17 protein-coding genes and 1 tRNA gene are annotated in these 16589 nt (G+C 63.4%); 12 read left to right on the top strand and 6 right to left on the bottom strand.

Annotated features, from left to right (window positions below; all coding sequences use genetic code 11):
* Window positions 1-23 precede the first annotated feature (23 nt).
* The 4 genes from E2H86_RS26235 (at window position 24) to rsd (ending at window position 3794) form a co-directional block, all read left to right on the top strand.
* Complete coding sequence (locus E2H86_RS26235; protein ID WP_196174205.1) at window positions 24-1124, top strand: uroporphyrinogen-III C-methyltransferase; 1101 nt, start codon at window positions 24-26, stop codon at window positions 1122-1124.
* Window positions 1121-2359 (top strand): heme biosynthesis protein HemY, encoded by a 1239-nt coding sequence (locus E2H86_RS11395; RefSeq protein ID WP_133327757.1) that lies wholly within the window; start codon window positions 1121-1123, stop codon window positions 2357-2359. The genes E2H86_RS26235 and E2H86_RS11395 overlap by 4 nt, the downstream gene beginning before the upstream one ends.
* A 221-nt stretch (window positions 2360-2580) precedes the next feature.
* Window positions 2581-3081 carry a disulfide bond formation protein B gene (locus E2H86_RS11390; RefSeq protein WP_133327755.1) on the top strand — a complete coding sequence of 167 codons (501 nt, stop codon included), beginning with the start codon at window positions 2581-2583 and terminating at the stop codon, window positions 3079-3081.
* Window positions 3082-3311: 230 nt separating this feature from the next.
* A complete protein-coding gene (gene rsd, locus E2H86_RS11385; protein ID WP_133327753.1) occupies window positions 3312-3794 on the top strand; it encodes a sigma D regulator in 483 nt (160 codons plus the stop codon).
* Here the strand turns inward: rsd and E2H86_RS11380 are convergent.
* Window positions 3791-4456: an FKBP-type peptidyl-prolyl cis-trans isomerase gene (locus E2H86_RS11380; protein WP_133327751.1), complete on the bottom strand. Its 666-nt coding sequence runs from the start codon at window positions 4454-4456 to the stop codon at window positions 3791-3793. The two genes, rsd and E2H86_RS11380, sit on opposite strands and share 4 nt — an antisense overlap.
* Before the next feature lie 213 nt (window positions 4457-4669).
* Between E2H86_RS11380 and E2H86_RS11375 the strand changes: the two genes are divergently transcribed.
* Window positions 4670-5806 (top strand): AlgP family protein, encoded by a 1137-nt coding sequence (locus tag E2H86_RS11375; RefSeq protein WP_133327749.1) that lies wholly within the window; start codon window positions 4670-4672, stop codon window positions 5804-5806.
* Here the strand turns inward: E2H86_RS11375 and E2H86_RS11370 are convergent.
* Window positions 5782-6264, bottom strand: a complete 483-nt coding sequence (locus E2H86_RS11370; protein WP_133327747.1) for a TIGR02444 family protein — start codon at window positions 6262-6264, stop codon at window positions 5782-5784. The genes E2H86_RS11375 and E2H86_RS11370 overlap by 25 nt on opposite strands.
* Window positions 6265-6314: 50 nt before the next feature.
* Between E2H86_RS11370 and E2H86_RS11365 the strand changes: the two genes are divergently transcribed.
* Window positions 6315-8225 (top strand): ATP-binding cassette domain-containing protein, encoded by a 1911-nt coding sequence (locus tag E2H86_RS11365; RefSeq protein ID WP_133327745.1) that lies wholly within the window; start codon window positions 6315-6317, stop codon window positions 8223-8225.
* 84 nt (window positions 8226-8309) lie between these two features.
* Window positions 8310-8942, top strand: coding sequence for a LysE family transporter (locus E2H86_RS11360; protein ID WP_133327743.1), 633 nt, complete (start codon window positions 8310-8312; stop codon window positions 8940-8942).
* Between the two features lie 30 nt (window positions 8943-8972).
* Here the strand turns inward: E2H86_RS11360 and E2H86_RS11355 are convergent, their stop codons facing one another.
* Together E2H86_RS11355 and E2H86_RS11350 are read right to left on the bottom strand one after the other, a co-directional pair.
* A complete protein-coding gene (locus E2H86_RS11355) occupies window positions 8973-9725 on the bottom strand; it encodes a slipin family protein (RefSeq protein WP_133327741.1) in 753 nt (250 codons plus the stop codon).
* 2 nt (window positions 9726-9727) lie between these two features.
* A complete protein-coding gene (locus E2H86_RS11350; protein ID WP_133327739.1) occupies window positions 9728-11083 on the bottom strand; it encodes an NfeD family protein in 1356 nt (451 codons plus the stop codon).
* Window positions 11084-11179: 96 nt separating this feature from the next.
* Here E2H86_RS11350 and E2H86_RS11345 point away from each other — a divergent pair, with 96 nt between their 5' ends.
* The 3 genes from E2H86_RS11345 (at window position 11180) to E2H86_RS11335 (ending at window position 12646) form a co-directional block, all read left to right on the top strand.
* Window positions 11180-11638, top strand: coding sequence for an aminoacyl-tRNA deacylase (locus E2H86_RS11345; RefSeq protein WP_133327737.1), 459 nt, complete (start codon window positions 11180-11182; stop codon window positions 11636-11638).
* A gap of 60 nt (window positions 11639-11698) precedes the next feature.
* The gene (locus E2H86_RS11340) at window positions 11699-11941 is read left to right on the top strand and encodes a DUF2789 domain-containing protein (RefSeq protein WP_133327735.1); all 243 of its coding nucleotides are present in this window, start codon (window positions 11699-11701) and stop codon (window positions 11939-11941) included.
* Between the two features lie 66 nt (window positions 11942-12007).
* A complete protein-coding gene (locus tag E2H86_RS11335) occupies window positions 12008-12646 on the top strand; it encodes an NADH:ubiquinone oxidoreductase subunit N (RefSeq protein ID WP_133327733.1) in 639 nt (212 codons plus the stop codon).
* A 7-nt stretch (window positions 12647-12653) separates the two neighbouring features.
* Here the strand turns inward: E2H86_RS11335 and E2H86_RS11330 are convergent, their stop codons facing one another.
* A complete protein-coding gene (locus tag E2H86_RS11330) occupies window positions 12654-13091 on the bottom strand; it encodes a CBS domain-containing protein (RefSeq protein ID WP_133327731.1) in 438 nt (145 codons plus the stop codon).
* Between the two features lie 167 nt (window positions 13092-13258).
* Window positions 13259-13335 (bottom strand) — tRNA-Arg (locus E2H86_RS11325).
* Between the two features lie 339 nt (window positions 13336-13674).
* Between E2H86_RS11325 and gabD the strand changes: the two genes are divergently transcribed.
* Complete coding sequence (gene gabD / locus E2H86_RS11320; protein WP_133327729.1) at window positions 13675-15117, top strand: NADP-dependent succinate-semialdehyde dehydrogenase; 1443 nt, start codon at window positions 13675-13677, stop codon at window positions 15115-15117.
* Between the two features lie 182 nt (window positions 15118-15299).
* The gene (gene gabT, locus E2H86_RS11315) at window positions 15300-16577 is read left to right on the top strand and encodes a 4-aminobutyrate--2-oxoglutarate transaminase (RefSeq protein WP_133327727.1); all 1278 of its coding nucleotides are present in this window, start codon (window positions 15300-15302) and stop codon (window positions 16575-16577) included.
* Window positions 16578-16589: the final 12 nt, after the last annotated feature.

Raw genomic sequence — 16589 nt, 5'->3', positions numbered from 1 at the left:
CCTCCCATGCAAAGGATGGATACGTGAGCGAAACTGTCTTGCCCAACAATGAACAGCCGTCGGCCCAGGAGCCGGCGCAATCCGATACCGCCGCGCCCGCCAAGCGTACCGGCAGCGGCCTGGCCTTACTGGCCCTGTTGGTTGGCGCGGCGGGGGTCGCGGTCGGCGGCTGGGGCGTCTGGCAAGTGCGGCAACTGCAAGGCAGCGAACTGAGCCAGGGTCAGCACCTTGAAACGTTGAGCCAACGTGCCGCAGCTCTGCAGCAGCGCGAACAGCAGATCAGCGAGCAACTGGCCAGTTTGCCGGCTGCCAGCGAGCTTGAAGACCGTCGCCGGCTGGTGGCGCAGTTGCAGGGCGATCAGCAACGTTTGAGCCAACGCCTGGAAACCGTGCTGGGCGAGAGCCGCAAGGAATGGCGGCTGGCCGAGGCCGAGCACCTGCTGCGACTGGCCACCCTGCGCCTGTCGGCGCTGCAGGACATCACCAGCGCCAAGGCCCTGGTCGAAGGTGCCGATGAAATTCTCCGCGAGCAGAGCGACCCCGGCGCCTTCGCCGCCCGTGAAGCATTGGCCCGCAGCCTGGCTACGCTCAACAGCACCGAGCAGCCGGATCGTACCGGGCTGTTCCTCAAGCTTGCGGCCCAGCGCGAGCTGGTGCAGCAGCTCAGCGCCCGGTCGCCGGAGTTCGACAGCAACGCCGATCCCATGGGGGCGCTGACCTCCGACGGTGACGGCGCCAGTCGTTGGTCACAGTGGTGGGCGGAAATCGGCAAGTACTTCCAGATCGATTTCAATGCCGATGACAACGTTCGGCCGCTGCTGGCCGGGCAATCGCTCAACCAACTGCGGCTGGCGCTGAGCCTGACCATCGAGCAGGCCCAGTGGGCGGCGCTCAATGGGCAGGCCAAGGTCTACACCCAAGCCCTGGACGATGCCCGCAGCGTGCTGCTGGCCAACTTCAACGCCGACAACCCGCAAAGCCAGGCCATGCTCGAAAGCCTCAATGCGCTGGCCGAGCAGCCGGTGTCGGTGGTCACCCCTGACCTGAGCGACAGCCTGGCTGCGGTGCAGGCCTATATCCAGCGTCGCCACCTGCCGGTCGAAGGCGAGGGGGCCAAACCATGAAACGTGTCTACCTGTTGGCGGTGCTGGCGATCGTCGTCGCCGCAGCGCTCGGCATCGCCGTGGCCAAGCACAGTGGCTACGTGATGATCGCCTATGGCGGCTTCCGCTATCAGTCAGGTTTGTGGGCGGCTCTGGCGGCACTGGTGGCGATCGTGCTGCTGTTGTGGCTGGTACGCTACCTGGTGGGCTTGGTGCTCACCTCCAGCGGCGTAGTCAATCCCTGGTCGCGGCGTAATCGTACTCGCCGCGTGCGCGTGGCCATCGAGCAGGGTCAACTGGATCTCGCCGAAGGACGCTGGGCCAGCGCCCAGCGCCACCTGCATCGCGCTGCCGAAGCCGAGCGCCAGCCGCTGCTCTACTACCTCGGCGCTGCCCGAGCGGCCAACGAACAGGGGCGCAGCGAGGACAGCGACAACCTGCTTGAGCGTGCGCTGGAACGCCAGCCCCAGGCCGAGCTGGCCATCGCCCTGACCCATGCCCAGTTACAGATGGATCGTGGCGAATCCGACGGCGCCCTTGAAACGTTGCTGGCGATGCAGGAACGTCACCCGCACAACGGCCAGGTGCTGCGCCTGCTGCAGCGCCTGTACCTGGAACGCGGCGATTGGTCGGCGTTGATCCGTCTGCTACCCGACCTGCGCAAGCACAAGGTGCTACCGGCCAAGGAGCTGGCTGCTCTGGAACAGCGCGCATGGGGCCAGAATCTGAGCCTGGCGGCTACCCGTGGCGAAGACGCCCAGACCGCGCGGCAGGCCCTGGAAAGGGCCTGGCAGCAACTAAGCGCTGCCCAGCGACAGGAGCCGCAGTTGGTCCTGGCCTACGCTGAGCAACTGCGCCAGGTGGGCGCCCAGGGCGAGGCAGAGCAGGTGTTGCGCACGGCGCTCAAGCGTGAGTACGAAAGCCATCTGGCGCGTCTGTACGGTCTGGTGCGGGGCGATGACCCGGCGCGCCAGCTGCAGACCGCCGAAGGCTGGCTCAAGGCCCATCCGCAAGACCCCAGCCTGCTCTTGACCCTTGGCCGTCTGAGCCTGCAGAACCGCTTGTGGGGCAAGGCCCGTGACTACCTCGAAAGCAGCTTGCGCATGGAGCGCAATCCCGAAGCCTGTGCCGAGCTCGCCCGCCTGCTGGCCGGCCTCGGCGAGACCGAACGCAGCAACCAGCTGTTCCAGGAGGGGCTCGGTCTGTTGGATGAGCGCCTGTTGGCGCTGCCGCTGCCGGAAAGCGTCAGAGCTTGATGTACCCAAGCAGCCCGTGGCGTGGCCCGGGCTGCTGGGCGGGTAATTTATCCAGTGAAAACGGGGAGTTCTGCGAGATTGTTCCTTGGGGGGATCCTACATCGAGCTCGGAATTTTCCTTCAGTTCGAATCGACTTCCCGTTCCCGTAGTGCCTTGAAACAAAGCATAGGTATCCTCTACCGTCTCAGGCCAATCTTCCATCCCCGGACCCATTCCGACCATGTTGCCGGCCCGCTTTCGTACTCCGTTTCTTCCCGCCTGGCTTGCCTCTCTGGCGATACTGGCAGCGTCTTTCTACCTCGAAAGCGTACTGGGTCTGATGCCGTGTGCGCTCTGCTTCAGCCAGCGCGTGGCACTGGCCGGATACACCCTTGTCTGTTTCGTGGCCTGGCTGCATGGCCCCGGAGTGCGTGGCATCTATCGCTACATGGTGGCTGCCCTGGTCTGCGCGCTGGTGGGCGCGATGCTGGCGGCGCGGCATGTGTGGGTGCAGGGCGTGGCCGGCAGCTCGTGTCCCCAGCCCATGTCACGAGTGTTCGAGCAGCCCTGGTACGAAATCGTCCGGTCCCTGTTGTGGAGCGGCTCGGATTGCGGCTCGCTGACCTGGAGCTTCATCGACCTGACGCTTCCGGAGTGGAGCCTGGTGGCGTTCCTGTTGTTGGCCTCGGTGCCCTTGTCCTGTCTGTTCGCTTATCGGTTGCGTGTCTTGGCCAATGCTTGATCTATAGCAATGCCAAAGCATTGCGCGACCAGTGGTGAACAGAAAAAGTATTAAACGCTTGTATGAACTTTGTCTGCTGCGTACCTTGAAGGCCTGCACGCGCGGGAATAATCTCGCAGCACGTATACCGAAATTACAACTGCTCGATGCCGTCCTGCTGATGTCACCTTTGTGCTGCACGATTGTGCTACGAGGTGCAACGGCATCAACCCAGAAGGGATGAGATCGCCATGCTCGATAGTTGCCAGAACGCCCAGGAACGCTGGGGTGGGGTTCACAAGCTGATCGACCGTTGGCTGAAGGAGCGCCAGGAGCTGGTGCAGGCGTTCCGCGCCTTGCGCGATGCCAAGCCGGCCTTTGCCGATCGGGAGCACAACGGGGGATTCTGCGAGGTTCTCGTCGATTACGTGTCGGCGTGGCATTTCGAGGTCTGCGAGCAACTGGTCAGCGAGGCAAAGGCATTCGGCGACGAAAAGGCCTTGGTGCTGGCGGAGGAGATCAACCCGCGCATCAATGACATCACCCAGATCGCCCTGGCCTTCAACGACCATTGCGAGAAGAGTGGTTGCACCGATCCCGAACGATTCGCCGAAAAACTCGGCAAACTGGGTGGCCTGTTGCACGAGCGCTTCGAGCTGGAAGACTGCCTGATCGAAGTCCTACACAATGCCCATCAGGAAGAAAGTGCCGAGCAAGTTCCGGCGCTGGACTAATCGCTGACCGCCAGCAGTTCGATCTCGAACACCAGTGGGGTATACGGCGCGATCAGGTCGCCCGCCCCCTGTGCGCCATAGGCCTGTGCCGAAGGAATGACCAGGCGCCACTTGGCGCCGGTTTTCATATGTGGCAAAGCCACTTTCCAGCCTTCGATTACCGAATTCAGGCTGAACCACTGCGGTTGCTGGCTTTGGTCGAATACCGAGCCATCCGGCAGCTTGCCCACATACCGCACCTGCACCTTGCCATCGGCTCTCGGTTGCGCGCCGGAGCCACTGGCCAGTTCACTGTAAAGCACGCCTTCGGCAAGCTCGTGCATGCCGGCGCGGGCCCTTTCGTTGGCCATGAAGCGGGTCTCGGCCGCTTGCAGCTTCAACATGTCTTCCTGCCCCACGGGGCTGCCGGCCTGGGCATCGTGCGCCTGCAGGATGGCTTGCATGCGGGCGTCGTCGAGTTTCAGCGGCTGGCCCAGGTAGGCCTGGCGCAGCCCCTCCACCAACGCGTCCAATTGCAGCCCGGGCATGTCCTGGCGCAGGCGCTCTCCCAGGCTTGCGCCGAGGCTGTAGGCCAGGTCGTGGTCGTTGGCAGGGGCGGCATCGGGGTTGGCCAGTGCGAAGGGCGCCATCAGGCACAGGCCGAGAACCAGAGAACGGGGCATGACAACTCCAGGCAATTGAAGGATGCGCGCAATAAAGTGATTGGGCCAAATATCGGCAATGATGAGTTAAGCAACTACACTTGCTCGGAGCTGCAAGATAACAACTTTGCCCAGGCATGCAACGCGGCGCAAACAATACTGTCCACATGCCCTAGCGGCGGTAGCAGCAGAAGCATAGTATGAGCCGCAATCTCGTCAGCCAGGAGGTAAACCATGTCGGCCAAGAAGAAGCCAGTAAGTACGCCGTTACACCTGCTCCAGCAACTTTCGAGCAGCCTGCTCGAACATTTGGAAGATGCCTGCTCCCAAGCACTGGCGGACGCGGAGAAACTCCTGGCCAAGTTGGAAAAGCAGCGTGGCAAGGCTCAGGAAAAACTGCACACCGGTCGCCTGAAGTTGCAGGATGCGGCCAAGGCGGGTAAAGCCAAGGCGCAGAGCAAAGCGCAAAAAGCCATCGGCGAATTGGAGGAAGTGCTCGACTCCCTCAAGGATCGCCAGACCCAGACCCGCGGATATATTCAGCAACTCAAACGTGACGCCCAGGAAAGCCTGAAGCTAGCCCAGGGTGTTGGCAAGGTGCGTGAGGCAGCCACCAAAGCGCTCGATCAACGTGCGGCCAAACCGGCTGTTGCCAAGGCACCCACTCGCGCTGCGGCCAAACCTGCAACTGCCAAGGCACCCGCTCGTGCTGCGGCCAAGCCTGCAGCTGCCAAGGCGCCAGCCCGTGCTGCGGCCAAACCTGCTGCTGCCAAGGCACCCGCCCGTGCTGCGGCCAAACCTGCTGCTGCCAAGGCACCCGCTCGTGCTGCGGCCAAACCTGCTGCCGCAAAAGCACCAGCCAAAGTCGCTGCTGCCAAGCCCGCCACGAGCAAGGCCGCTGCCAAGCCTGCAGTGAACAAGACAGCCGCTAAGCCGGCCGCCAGCAAAGCCCCGGCTCGTACTGCTGCAGCCAAACCTGCGGCTACCAAGGCGCCAGCCAAGGCCGCTGCGGCCAAGCCTGCGACACGTGCTGCCGCAGCCAAACCAACTGCTGCCAAGGCTTCGGCCAAGCCAGCCGCGGCGAAACCTGCTGCCAAGACTGCGGCCACACCAGCCGCTGCCAAGCCCGCTGCGACGAAGCCGGCTGCCAAGGCATCCGCTACCAAGCCAGCTGCAAAGCCTGCCGCCAAGCCCGCTGCCAAGGCGCCGGCCAAACCTGCCGCTGCCAAGCCGGTAGCCGCCAAACCGGCCGAAACCAAGCCAGCGACTACACCGGCCGCCAGTGCACCGGTGACCAACTCGCCCGCCCCGGCCTCGCCATCGGCAGCATCTGCCAGCACCCCAGCTCAGACGCCGTCCTCGGCCTCCTGAAGCCCCCTGGCTGCGGCGCGCAATCGCAACAGCGCGCCGTGGCCCAGGGCGTTGACCGGCGCCAATGCGTCCAGCCAGTCGCCCGAGGCGCCACCCGGGTCTGCGGGCCACAGTTGCGAGCAGGCTTGCAGCCGCGTCAGCAACACCTTCTCTGCTTCCAGTTCCATGGCCTTCACCTGCATCCGTAGCGTCGCCAGGGCGCTATCGTCGTGCGCCTGGTTACGCCAGCGCTGACGCAGCTCCCGCAATGGGCCGACCACTTGGCCTTGCCAGGGCTCGGCAAGGCCTCGCAGGGCTTTGATGCGCGCTTCGTCCACGGCCACCCTGCGGGCTTGCAGCCACGTGGCGCAGAGCAACAGGCAAACGTCGCCGCCCAGGTCTTGCAGTGCCAGGCAGGCGGTTTCCACGCCAGGTCGCCCATAGAGGGCCAGGGCGTGATTCCACAGGTCGGTGTGCATCATTCCACTCACGCTACGGGCCGAGGAAGCTGGTAGACTCCGCGACCATCATGATCAGACTATCCAACCTCACTTTACAGCGTGGTCCGCAGCGCTTGCTAGAAGGCGCCGAGATGACCCTGCACGCCGGTCACAAGGCCGGCCTGATCGGCGCCAACGGCGCCGGAAAATCCAGCCTGTTCGCCCTCCTGCGCGGCGAGCTGACGCCCGATGCCGGCGATTGTCAGTTGCCTGGCGACTGGCGCATCGCGCACATGCGCCAGGAGGTCGATACCCTCGATCGCCTGGCCGTGGACTACGTGCTCGATGGCGACGCACGTCTGCGCAAGGTCCAGGCCGAGCTGGCGGTGGCCGAGGCCGCCCATGACGGCACTGCCCTGGCCCGTTTGCACAGTGAACTGGAAAGTGCCGACGGCTATACCGCCGACGCCCGTGCGCGCAAGCTGCTGGCGGGCTTGGGCTTCACCAACGAGCAGATGGATCGCCGCGTCGGCGACTTCTCCGGTGGCTGGCGCATGCGTCTGAACCTGGCCCAGGCGCTGATGTGCCCATCCGACCTGCTGTTGCTCGACGAGCCCACCAACCACCTCGACCTCGATGCCATCCTGTGGTTGGAAGACTGGCTCAAGGGCTACCCCGGCACGCTGCTGCTGATCTCCCATGACCGCGATTTCCTCGATGCCGTGGTCGACCATGTGCTGCACGTCGAACAGCGCAAGCTCAATCTGTACAAGGGCGGTTACAGCGCCTTCGAGCGTACCCGGGCCGAGCGCCTGGCGCAGCAGCAGCAGGCCTACGAGAAGCAGCAGGCGCAACGTGCGCACATGGAAAAGTACATCGCCCGGTTCAAGGCCCAGGCCACCAAGGCCCGTCAGGCGCAAAGCCGGATCAAGGCTCTGGAGCGCATGGAGGAGCTGTCGGCGGCCCATGTCGATTCGCCGTTCGATTTCGTCTTCCGCGAGTCGCAGAAGATTTCCAGCCCGCTGCTCGACCTGTCCGAGGGACGCCTGGGATATGGCGACAAGGCCATTCTCGACAAGGTCAAACTGCAGTTGGCTCCCGGCGCACGGATCGGTCTGCTGGGCCCCAACGGCGCAGGCAAGTCGACCCTGATCAAGAACCTCGCCGGTGAACTCGAGCCGCTTTCCGGGCGCCTGGTGCGTGGCGAAAACCTGGCAGTGGGCTATTTCGCCCAGCACCAGCTCGACTCGCTCGACGACAAAGCCAGTCCGTTGCTGCACCTGCAGCGCATTGCCCCGACCGAGCGCGAGCAGACCCTGCGTGACTTCCTCGGCGGCTTCGATTTCCATGGCGATCGCGTCGACGAACCGGTGGTCAATTTCTCCGGCGGCGAAAAGGCCCGCCTGGCTCTGGCACTGATCGCCTGGGAGCGGCCCAACCTGCTGCTGCTCGACGAGCCGACCAACCACCTGGACTTGGAAATGCGTCTGGCGCTGACCATGGCCCTGCAGGAATTCGCCGGTGCCGTGGTCGTGGTTTCCCACGATCGTCACCTGCTCAAGAGCACCACCAACGACTTCCTCCTGGTGGCCGACGGCAAGGTCGACACCTTCGACGGCGATCTCGACGATTACAGCCGTTGGTTGGTCGACTACCGCCAGCGCAGCGCACCCGCCAGCAATGCGCCGGTCAACCCGGACAAGACCGACAAGAAGGCCCAGCGCCAGGCTGCTGCAGCCTTGCGCCAGCAGTTGGCCCCGCATAAAAAGGCTGCCGACAAGCTGGAGGCCGAACTCAACCAGTTGCATGGGCAGCTGGCCGAGGTCGAGGCCGCGTTGGGCGACAGCGGAGTCTACGAAGCGGCGCGCAAGGATGAGTTGCGGGATCTGCTGGCGCGGCAGACGAAGTTCAAGCAGCGCGAAGCCGAACTGGAAGAAGCCTGGATGGAAGCGCTGGAAACCCTGGAGAGCATGCAGGCCGAGCTCGAGGCGCTGTCCTGATCACGCAAAATTCGCTGGTCATTTTTTCACCAACCGCTTAGCTTAACGTTTTGCAACATTTGTTTGAGTGAAGTGAGGTGTGTGATGTCGATGGACGTGTGGTTAGGCTTCTTTGCCGCGTGCTGGGTCATCAGCCTGTCGCCGGGTGCCGGGGCCATCGCCTCGATGTCCAGCGGGCTGCAGTATGGCTTCTGGCGGGGTTATTGGAATGCCCTGGGCCTGCAACTGGGCCTGATCCTGCAGATCGCCATCATCGCTGCCGGTGTCGGCGCCGTGCTCGCCGCGTCGGCCACCGCCTTCCAGCTGATCAAGTGGTTCGGTGTCGCCTATCTCGTGTACCTGGCCTACAAACAGTGGCGTGCCTTGCCGATGGACATGACCGATGAGTCCGGCATCCGCCCGATCGGCAAGCCGCTGAGCCTGGTGTTCCGCGGATTCCTGGTCAACGTCAGTAACCCCAAGGCGCTGGTGTTCATGCTCGCCGTGCTGCCGCAGTTCATCAACCCGCACGAGCCGCTGCTGGCGCAGTATGTGGCGATCGCGGTGACCATGGTGACCGTCGACCTGTTGGTGATGGCAGGCTACACCGGGCTCGCAGCCCGGGTCTTGCGGGTATTGCGCACGCCCAAGCAGCAAAAGCGTCTGAACCGCACCTTCGCCGGCTTGTTCCTCGGTGCTGCAACCTTCCTCGCGACCTTGCGCCGCGCACCAGTCTGACCGAGCCAGGGGGCGCAGGACGCCCCCGCCTCAATTCGGCTTGTCCGCCAACCCTTTGAATAGATCCAGCGGCAACGGGAAGACGATGGTCGAGCTCTTGTCCCCGGCAATCGCCCCCAGCGTCTGCATGTAACGCAGCTGCATGGCGCCTGGCTCCTTGCCGAGCATCTGCGCGGCCTGCATGAGCTTTTCCGACGCCTGCAGTTCCCCTTCGGCATGGATCACCTTGGCTCGCCGTTCACGTTCGGCCTCGGCTTGGCGGGCGATGGCGCGGATCATCGATTCATTGAGGTCGACGTGCTTGATCTCGACATTGGCCACCTTGATGCCCCAGGCATCGGTCTGTGCATCCAGTACCTGGCGGATGTCCGCATTGAGTTGTTCGCGGTCGGCCAGCAGTTCGTCCAGTTCGTGCTTGCCCAGCACCGCACGCAGGGTGGTCTGCGCCAACTGGCTGGTGGCGACGAGAAAGTCTTCGACCTGGATGATCGCCTTCTGTGGATCGAGCACGCGAAAGTACAGCACCGCATTGACCTTCACCGAAACGTTGTCGCGGGTGATCACGTCCTGCGGTGGTACATCGAGCACCACGGTGCGCAGGTCGACCCGGACCATCTGCTGGATCACCGGGATCAGCAGAATCAACCCCGGACCCTTGACCTGCCAGAAGCGCCCCAGCTGGAACACCACGCCGCGCTCGTACTCTCGCAGGATGCGAAAGGCCGATAGCAGCAACATGGCCAGTACGACCAGCACGGCCCCGAAGCCCACTTGCATGAACATCGTCATTCTCCTTGCGCCGCGGGAACAGCGGCGCTGACTTGCAGCATGAGGCCCTGCCGGGCCGTGATCCGCACGTGCTGGCCGATCTGCAGCGGCGTCGCGCACTGGACCTGCCAGTATTCCCCCTGGGCCTGTACGGTACCGGTGCAGGGGTCGTCCGCTGTCACCCGGGTGACGGTCACCAGGCTGCCGACCAGGCCGGCATCGCCGCTGACCGGTGTGCGCTGGCGGGCCTTGATGGCCATGCCCAGTACGCTGCCGATCAGCACGGCCGAAAGCACCGCCAGGGCGCCGATCAGCCCCAGCGGGATGCCGAATCCGGGGGCGTCGGTGTCGATCAGGATCAGCGCGCCCACCACGAAGGCGACGATGCCACCGAAGCCGACTGCGCCGAAGCTGGGCAGGAACGCTTCGGCGATCATGAAGGCGATACCGAGCAGGACCAGCGCCAGGCCGGCGAAATTCACCGGCAACAGCTGCAGGGCATACAACCCCAGCAACAGGCAGATACCGCCGACCACCCCTCCGAGCGCCGAACCTGGGTTGATGAATTCGAACAGCAGACCGTACACCCCGATCATGATCAGAATCAGCGCCACGCTGGGGTTGGTGATGACAGCCAGCAGACGCGTGCGCCAGTCGGGCGGGTGTTCGATCAGGCTGGCATCTCGGGTCTGCAGCAGGCGAGGTTGGCCGGCAACAGTGATGGTCTTGCCGTCGAGCTGGCGGAGCAGGGCGGGCAGGTCGTCGGCGACCTGGTCGATCACCTTCAGGCGCATGGCTTCGCTGGCTGTCAGGCTGACGGCCTCACGTACTGCCTGCTCGGCCCAGTCGGCGTTGCGCCCGCGCAACTGGGCCAGGCCTCGGATGTAGGCGGCGGCATCGTTGACCTGCTTGCGCGCCAGGGTGGCGTCGTCTGCGGTATTGGCTTTGTCATCTGGTGCCTTGTCTGGGGAAGAGCCGGCTGGGCCGCCGATCTGCACGGGCGTGGCGGCACCCAGGTTGGTCCCCGGCGCCATGGCGGCGACGTGGCTTGCATACAGAATGTAGGTGCCGGCGCTGGCGGCGCGGGCACCGCTGGGCGCGACGAAGCTGACCACCGGAACCGGGCTGGCGAGGATCGCCTTGATCATCTGGCGCATGGCGGTATCCAGCCCGCCGGGCGTGTCCAGGCGGATCACCACCAACTGCGCTCCCTGATCCCCTGCCTGCTCCAGGCTACGTACCAGGTAATCGGCGCTGGCCGGGCCGATGGCATCGCCGATGTCCAGCACCCAGACGCTGCCTGGCGCGGCATGACCTGCCGGGGTCAGCGCCAGCAGCGCCAGGAGCAACCAGCGGCAACATCGCGTGTACACCTGTCGTCACCTCGTCGAGGTCTCTAAGCAAAGTTTAGCCATGCCTGCCCGGGCACGGCCTAAAATTGAACAGTGGGGGATATCCGGAGGTGCAACATGCGTATGGCCAAGACCCTGCAGCAACGCCTGGACCAGGCCAACTGCGACTACGACATCATTCCCCATCCTCATTCGGCCACCAGCCTCGAGTCGGCCCGTACCGCAGGCGTGCCCGCCGAGCGGGTCGCCAAGTCGGTGATGCTCGACGACCGTCATGGCAATTACCTCATGGCGGTGCTGCCGGCCAACCGCCACCTGGACATGAGCAAGGTACGGATGACCGGGGCTTGGCAGCTAACCCGTGAAAGTGGCCTGCCGAGCCTGTTCGGCGACTGCGAGCGCGGTGCCGTGCCGGCCTTGGGTGAGGCCTATCAGATAAACATGCTGCTCGATTCGAGTCTTACCCGTCAGGGCGATGTCTACCTGGAGGCAGGTGATCACGATCACCTCATCCACATGAGCATGGAGCAATACCTGAAATTGGTACCACGCGCCGAAGTGCGCGAATTGTGCTGATGCTCTTCAACCCATGCCGGGCGGTGTCGTGGACAACCGCCCAGGCGCCTAGGAGGCACCATGGACGCACCGACCCATCAATTTTCCGAAATCTTCAAGCAACTCGGGCTGTCGGACGACCCGACGGACATCGAGCGCTTCATTACCACCCACTCGCCGCTCGATGACGGCACCAAGCTGGTCGACGCACCCTTTTGGAACGAATCGCAGCGGGCTTTCCTCAAGGAGAGCTACGTCGAGGATGCCGACTGGGTACCGATGATCGACCAACTCAACGAGGCGCTGCACCCGCAAAAAAAATAAGCCGAGCGGCAGCTGTGAGTGATTTGGCCGTTGCTATGCTCAGGAAAACAATAAGGGGATATGGCGATGAAAGATCCCTACGCGCCAGGTTTCTGGTGCTCCGTGACGATCCTGGGCGCACTGACGGCCGGTTACTTCTACGGCATCCGCCATACGCACCAGATGAGCCAGGCGGTGCAGTTTCTCTACGCCGCAGCCGCCGTGACCGCTGCCGTTACGTTGGTGGCGTTGACCTGGATCGCCTGGCAGCAATGGCACCTGAACAAGCGTGAAGTGAGCCAGGGTCGAACGCTGCTGACCATCTGGAACACCAAGGTGGCCCTGCGTCGGGTCGAGACAGTGTTCGACCGTTACTTCTGGGGCAGCTATTGGCACTCCGGACGGACGTTCGAAGAAGTCATGGGCGAGCTCAAGGGGACACCGCTGGAGCAAAGCCTGGACGCCCTCAGACGTCAATGTCGGGCGCTGGACCGTGAGGTCCACGACCATCACCACCGGTGGCTGGCCAATGCCCGTGATCTCTCCAGCGTGGCCACGGCCATGGCGCGCGAACGCTACCAGTTGGATCTTTGCGAGCCTTCGAGCACCGACCGGGGCAACACCGCCGTGCTCAACCGTGATCTGGAGGTACTGGTGTACACCTGGTCGGCACGCCTGCGCAGTTTCGATCATCAGCTCGACGAACTGGAGCGTGCCTACCACTGAGGCTCGGTCATTCGCCGCGGATGTACTGCTCCAGCTGCTGAATCAACCCGGCCTGTTCGGCGATGGTTTCCTTGACCAGGTCGCCGATCGACAGCAAACCGAGCAGTTTGCCGCCGTCGACCACCGGCAGGTGGCGCAGGTGGCGGTCGGTCATCAACTGCATGCAGTCGTCCAGCTTCTTGCGGGGTTCAACCGTGATCACCGGTGCGCTCATGATTTCCCGCACAGGGGTGGCGGCCGATGAACGTCCCTTGAGCACCAGCTTGCGTGCGTAGTCGCGCTCACTGACGATGCCCACCACTTGTCCGTCTTCCACCACGGGCAGGGCACCGATGTTCTTTTCAGCCAGCAGCTTGAGCGCCTCCAGCACCGAGTCCTCAGGGCCGATGGTGTACACGGTCTGATGTTGGGACTTGGTCTTGAGCAATTGTTCGACGTTCTTCATAAGGGCCTCTGCGGGGTGAAAAGTACGACCTGTCGGAGTAAATAAAGCATCCGGCACGGCGCCTTGCACGGCAATGCAGGAAACGGCATCGAGGCGATTGAAAAACGTCATTAGGTGAGTGCGCAGAAACGACAAAGCCCGCTCATGGCGGGCTTTGTGATTGAAGATGGCGCACTCGGCGGGATTCGAACCCACGACCCCTGCCTTCGGAGGGCAGTACTCTATCCAGCTGAGCTACGAGTGCGGCGCGCAGGCATGATACCGATCTGATTCGGTTGCGTCCATCGTATTGATCTGTAGCCGTTTTCAGCATTTGCAGAGGCCCGTTGGTCCTTCGATCGCATTTCCTGGAGTTCGATCGTCTAACCTGTACCGGTCCTTTCGCGGTCCACGCTGTTCGAGAACGCGGGGGTAGCGAATGGGCCACACCTGCCCGGCGCAGGAAAGGGCGCGATTTCGGATAGGGTGTTCAACCATTCGTTCTTTTTTTCGAACAGCCTATTGTCCAACACCCCAGCAGCCGCTTAGCATTCGTTTGAGATTTCAAACGCTTTTTCTACAATCAACAATTCGGGAAGCCGACATGCAGCTCAAAGACGCTCAGTTGTTCCGCCAGCAAGCCTTCATTAACGGTGAGTGGCTGGATGCGGACAGCGGCCAGACCATCAATGTGACCAACCCGGCCACTGGTGAAGTCATCGGTACCGTGCCGAAGATGGGCACCGCGGAAACCCGCCGCGCCATCGAAGCCGCCGACAAGGCCCTGCCGGCCTGGCGTGCGCTGACTGCCAAAGAGCGTTCGACCAAGCTGCGTCGCTGGTTCGAACTGATGATCGAGAACCAGGACGACCTGGCTCGCCTGATGACCACCGAGCAGGGTAAGCCACTGGCCGAAGCCAAGGGCGAAATCGCCTATGCCGCCTCGTTCATCGAGTGGTTCGCCGAAGAAGCCAAGCGTGTCTACGGTGACACCATCCCAGGCCACCAGCCTGACAAGCGCCTGATCGTCATCAAGCAGCCGATCGGCGTTACCGCGGCCATCACCCCGTGGAACTTCCCGGCCGCGATGATCACCCGTAAAGCCGGCCCGGCCCTGGCCGCTGGCTGCACCATGGTCCTCAAGCCTGCTTCACAGACCCCGTACTCGGCACTGGCCCTGGTCGAGCTGGCCAACCGCGCCGGTATCCCGGCTGGCGTGCTGAGCGTCGTCACCGGCAGCGCTGGCGAAGTCGGCGGCGAGCTGACCGGCAACTCCCTGGTGCGCAAGCTGTCCTTCACCGGCTCGACCGAAATCGGTCGCCAGCTGATGGAAGAATGCGCCAAGGACATCAAGAAAGTTTCCCTGGAGCTGGGTGGCAACGCCCCGTTCATCGTGTTCGACGACGCCGACCTGGACAAGGCGGTCGAGGGCGCGATCATCTCCAAGTACCGCAACAACGGCCAGACCTGCGTCTGCGCCAACCGTATCTACGTGCAGGACGGCGTCTACGACGCGTTCGCCGAGAAGCTGGCCGCTGCCGTGGCCAAGCTGAAGATCGGTAACGGCCTGGAAGAAGGCACCACCACGGGCCCGCTGATCGACGGCAAGGCTGTCGCCAAGGTTCAGGAACACATCGACGACGCCGTTGGCAAAGGCGCCAAGGTGCTGGCCGGTGGCAAGATCATCGAAGGCAACTTCTTCGAGCCGACCATCCTGGTCGACGTGCCGAAGACCGCTGCCGTCGCCAAGGAAGAAACCTTCGGCCCGTTGGCACCGCTGTTCCGCTTCAAAGACGAAGCCGAAGTCATCGCCATGTCCAACGACACCGAGTTCGGCCTGGCCTCGTACTTCTACGCCCGTGACATGAGCCGCGTGTTCCGTGTCGCCGAGGCCCTGGAATACGGCATGGTGGGTATCAACACCGGCCTGATCTCCAACGAAGTCGCGCCATTCGGCGGCATCAAGGCTTCGGGCCTGGGCCGCGAAGGCTCCAAGTACGGTATCGAGGACTACCTCGAAATCAAATACCTGTGCATCAGCGTCTGATCGCCGGGTAAAGGCTTTACCTCTGCCAGCGGGGCGCGAGAGCGACGTCTCGCTGGCCTTTTTTACATCGCAGTACCTGGTGGCCGGGCGCCCGAGACAGTCGATCAACGAATACTGTTCAACGGCCCACCCAGCCACCCCCGAATAAAAGCGCCGTTCGAAGCGGCGCGGATGAGGGCATTATGAGCAAGACCAACGAATCCTTGATGCAACGTCGTGTAGCCGCCGTCCCACGTGGCGTTGGCCAGATTCACCCGATCTTCGTCGAAAGCGCGAAGAACTCGACGGTGATCGACGTTGAAGGCCGCGAACTGATCGACTTCGCCGGCGGCATCGCTGTACTGAACACCGGCCACCTGCACCCGAAGGTGGTCGCGGCCGTCCAAGAGCAGCTGACCAAGGTCAGCCACACCTGCTTCCAGGTGTTGGCCTACGAGCCTTACGTCGAGCTGTGCGAAAAGATCAACAAGCTGGTCCCAGGCGACTTCGCCAAGAAGACCCTGCTGGTTTCCACCGGCTCCGAAGCCGTTGAAAACGCCGTCAAGATCGCCCGTGCCGCCACTGGCCGCGCTGGCGTGATCGCCTTCACCGGTGGCTACCATGGCCGTACCATGATGACCCTGGGCCTGACCGGCAAAGTCGTACCGTACTCCGCTGGCATGGGCCTGATGCCAGGTGGCATCTTCCGCGCTCTGTTCCCGAGCGAGCTGCACGGTGTCAGCGTCGATGACGCGATTGCCTCGGTCGAGCGCATCTTCAAAAACGATGCCGAGCCGCGTGACATCGCCGCCATCATCCTCGAGCCGGTACAAGGTGAAGGCGGCTTCCTGCCTGCGCCGAAAGAGCTGATGCAGCGTCTGCGTGCCCTGTGCGACCAGCACGGCATCCTGCTGATCGCCGACGAAGTGCAGACCGGCGCTGGCCGTACCGGTACCTTCTTCGCCATGGAACAGATGGGCGTCGCGCCTGACCTGACCACCTTCGCCAAGTCCATCGCTGGCGGCTTCCCGCTGGCCGGTGTGTGCGGCAAGGCCGAGTACATGGACGCCATCGCGCCAGGCGGCCTGGGCGGCACCTACGCCGGTTCGCCAATCGCATGTGCCGCGGCTCTGGCTGTGATCGACGTGTTCGAGGAAGAGAAACTGCTGGATCGCAGCAAGGCTGTCGGCGAGCGCCTGACCACTGGCCTGCGTGAAATCCAGAAGAAGTTCCCGATCATCGGTGACGTCCGTGGGCTGGGTTCGATGATCGCCGTGGAAGTCTTCGAGAAAGGCACCCACACCCCGAACGCCGCTGCCGTTGCCCAGGTCGTGGCCAAGGCGCGTGACAAGGGTCTGATCCTGCTGTCCTGCGGCACCTACGGCAACGTTCTGCGCATCCTGGTGCCGCTGACTGCCGAAGACGCCCTGCTGGACAAAGGCCTGGCCATCATCGAAGAGTGCTTCGCTGAACTCGCCTGATGTGACCTGCTT

This window comes from Pseudomonas putida (assembly GCF_004357765.1).
Lineage (GTDB): Bacteria > Pseudomonadota > Gammaproteobacteria > Pseudomonadales > Pseudomonadaceae > Aquipseudomonas > Aquipseudomonas putida_U.
This window is presented reverse-complemented; position numbering and strand designations above follow the sequence as displayed.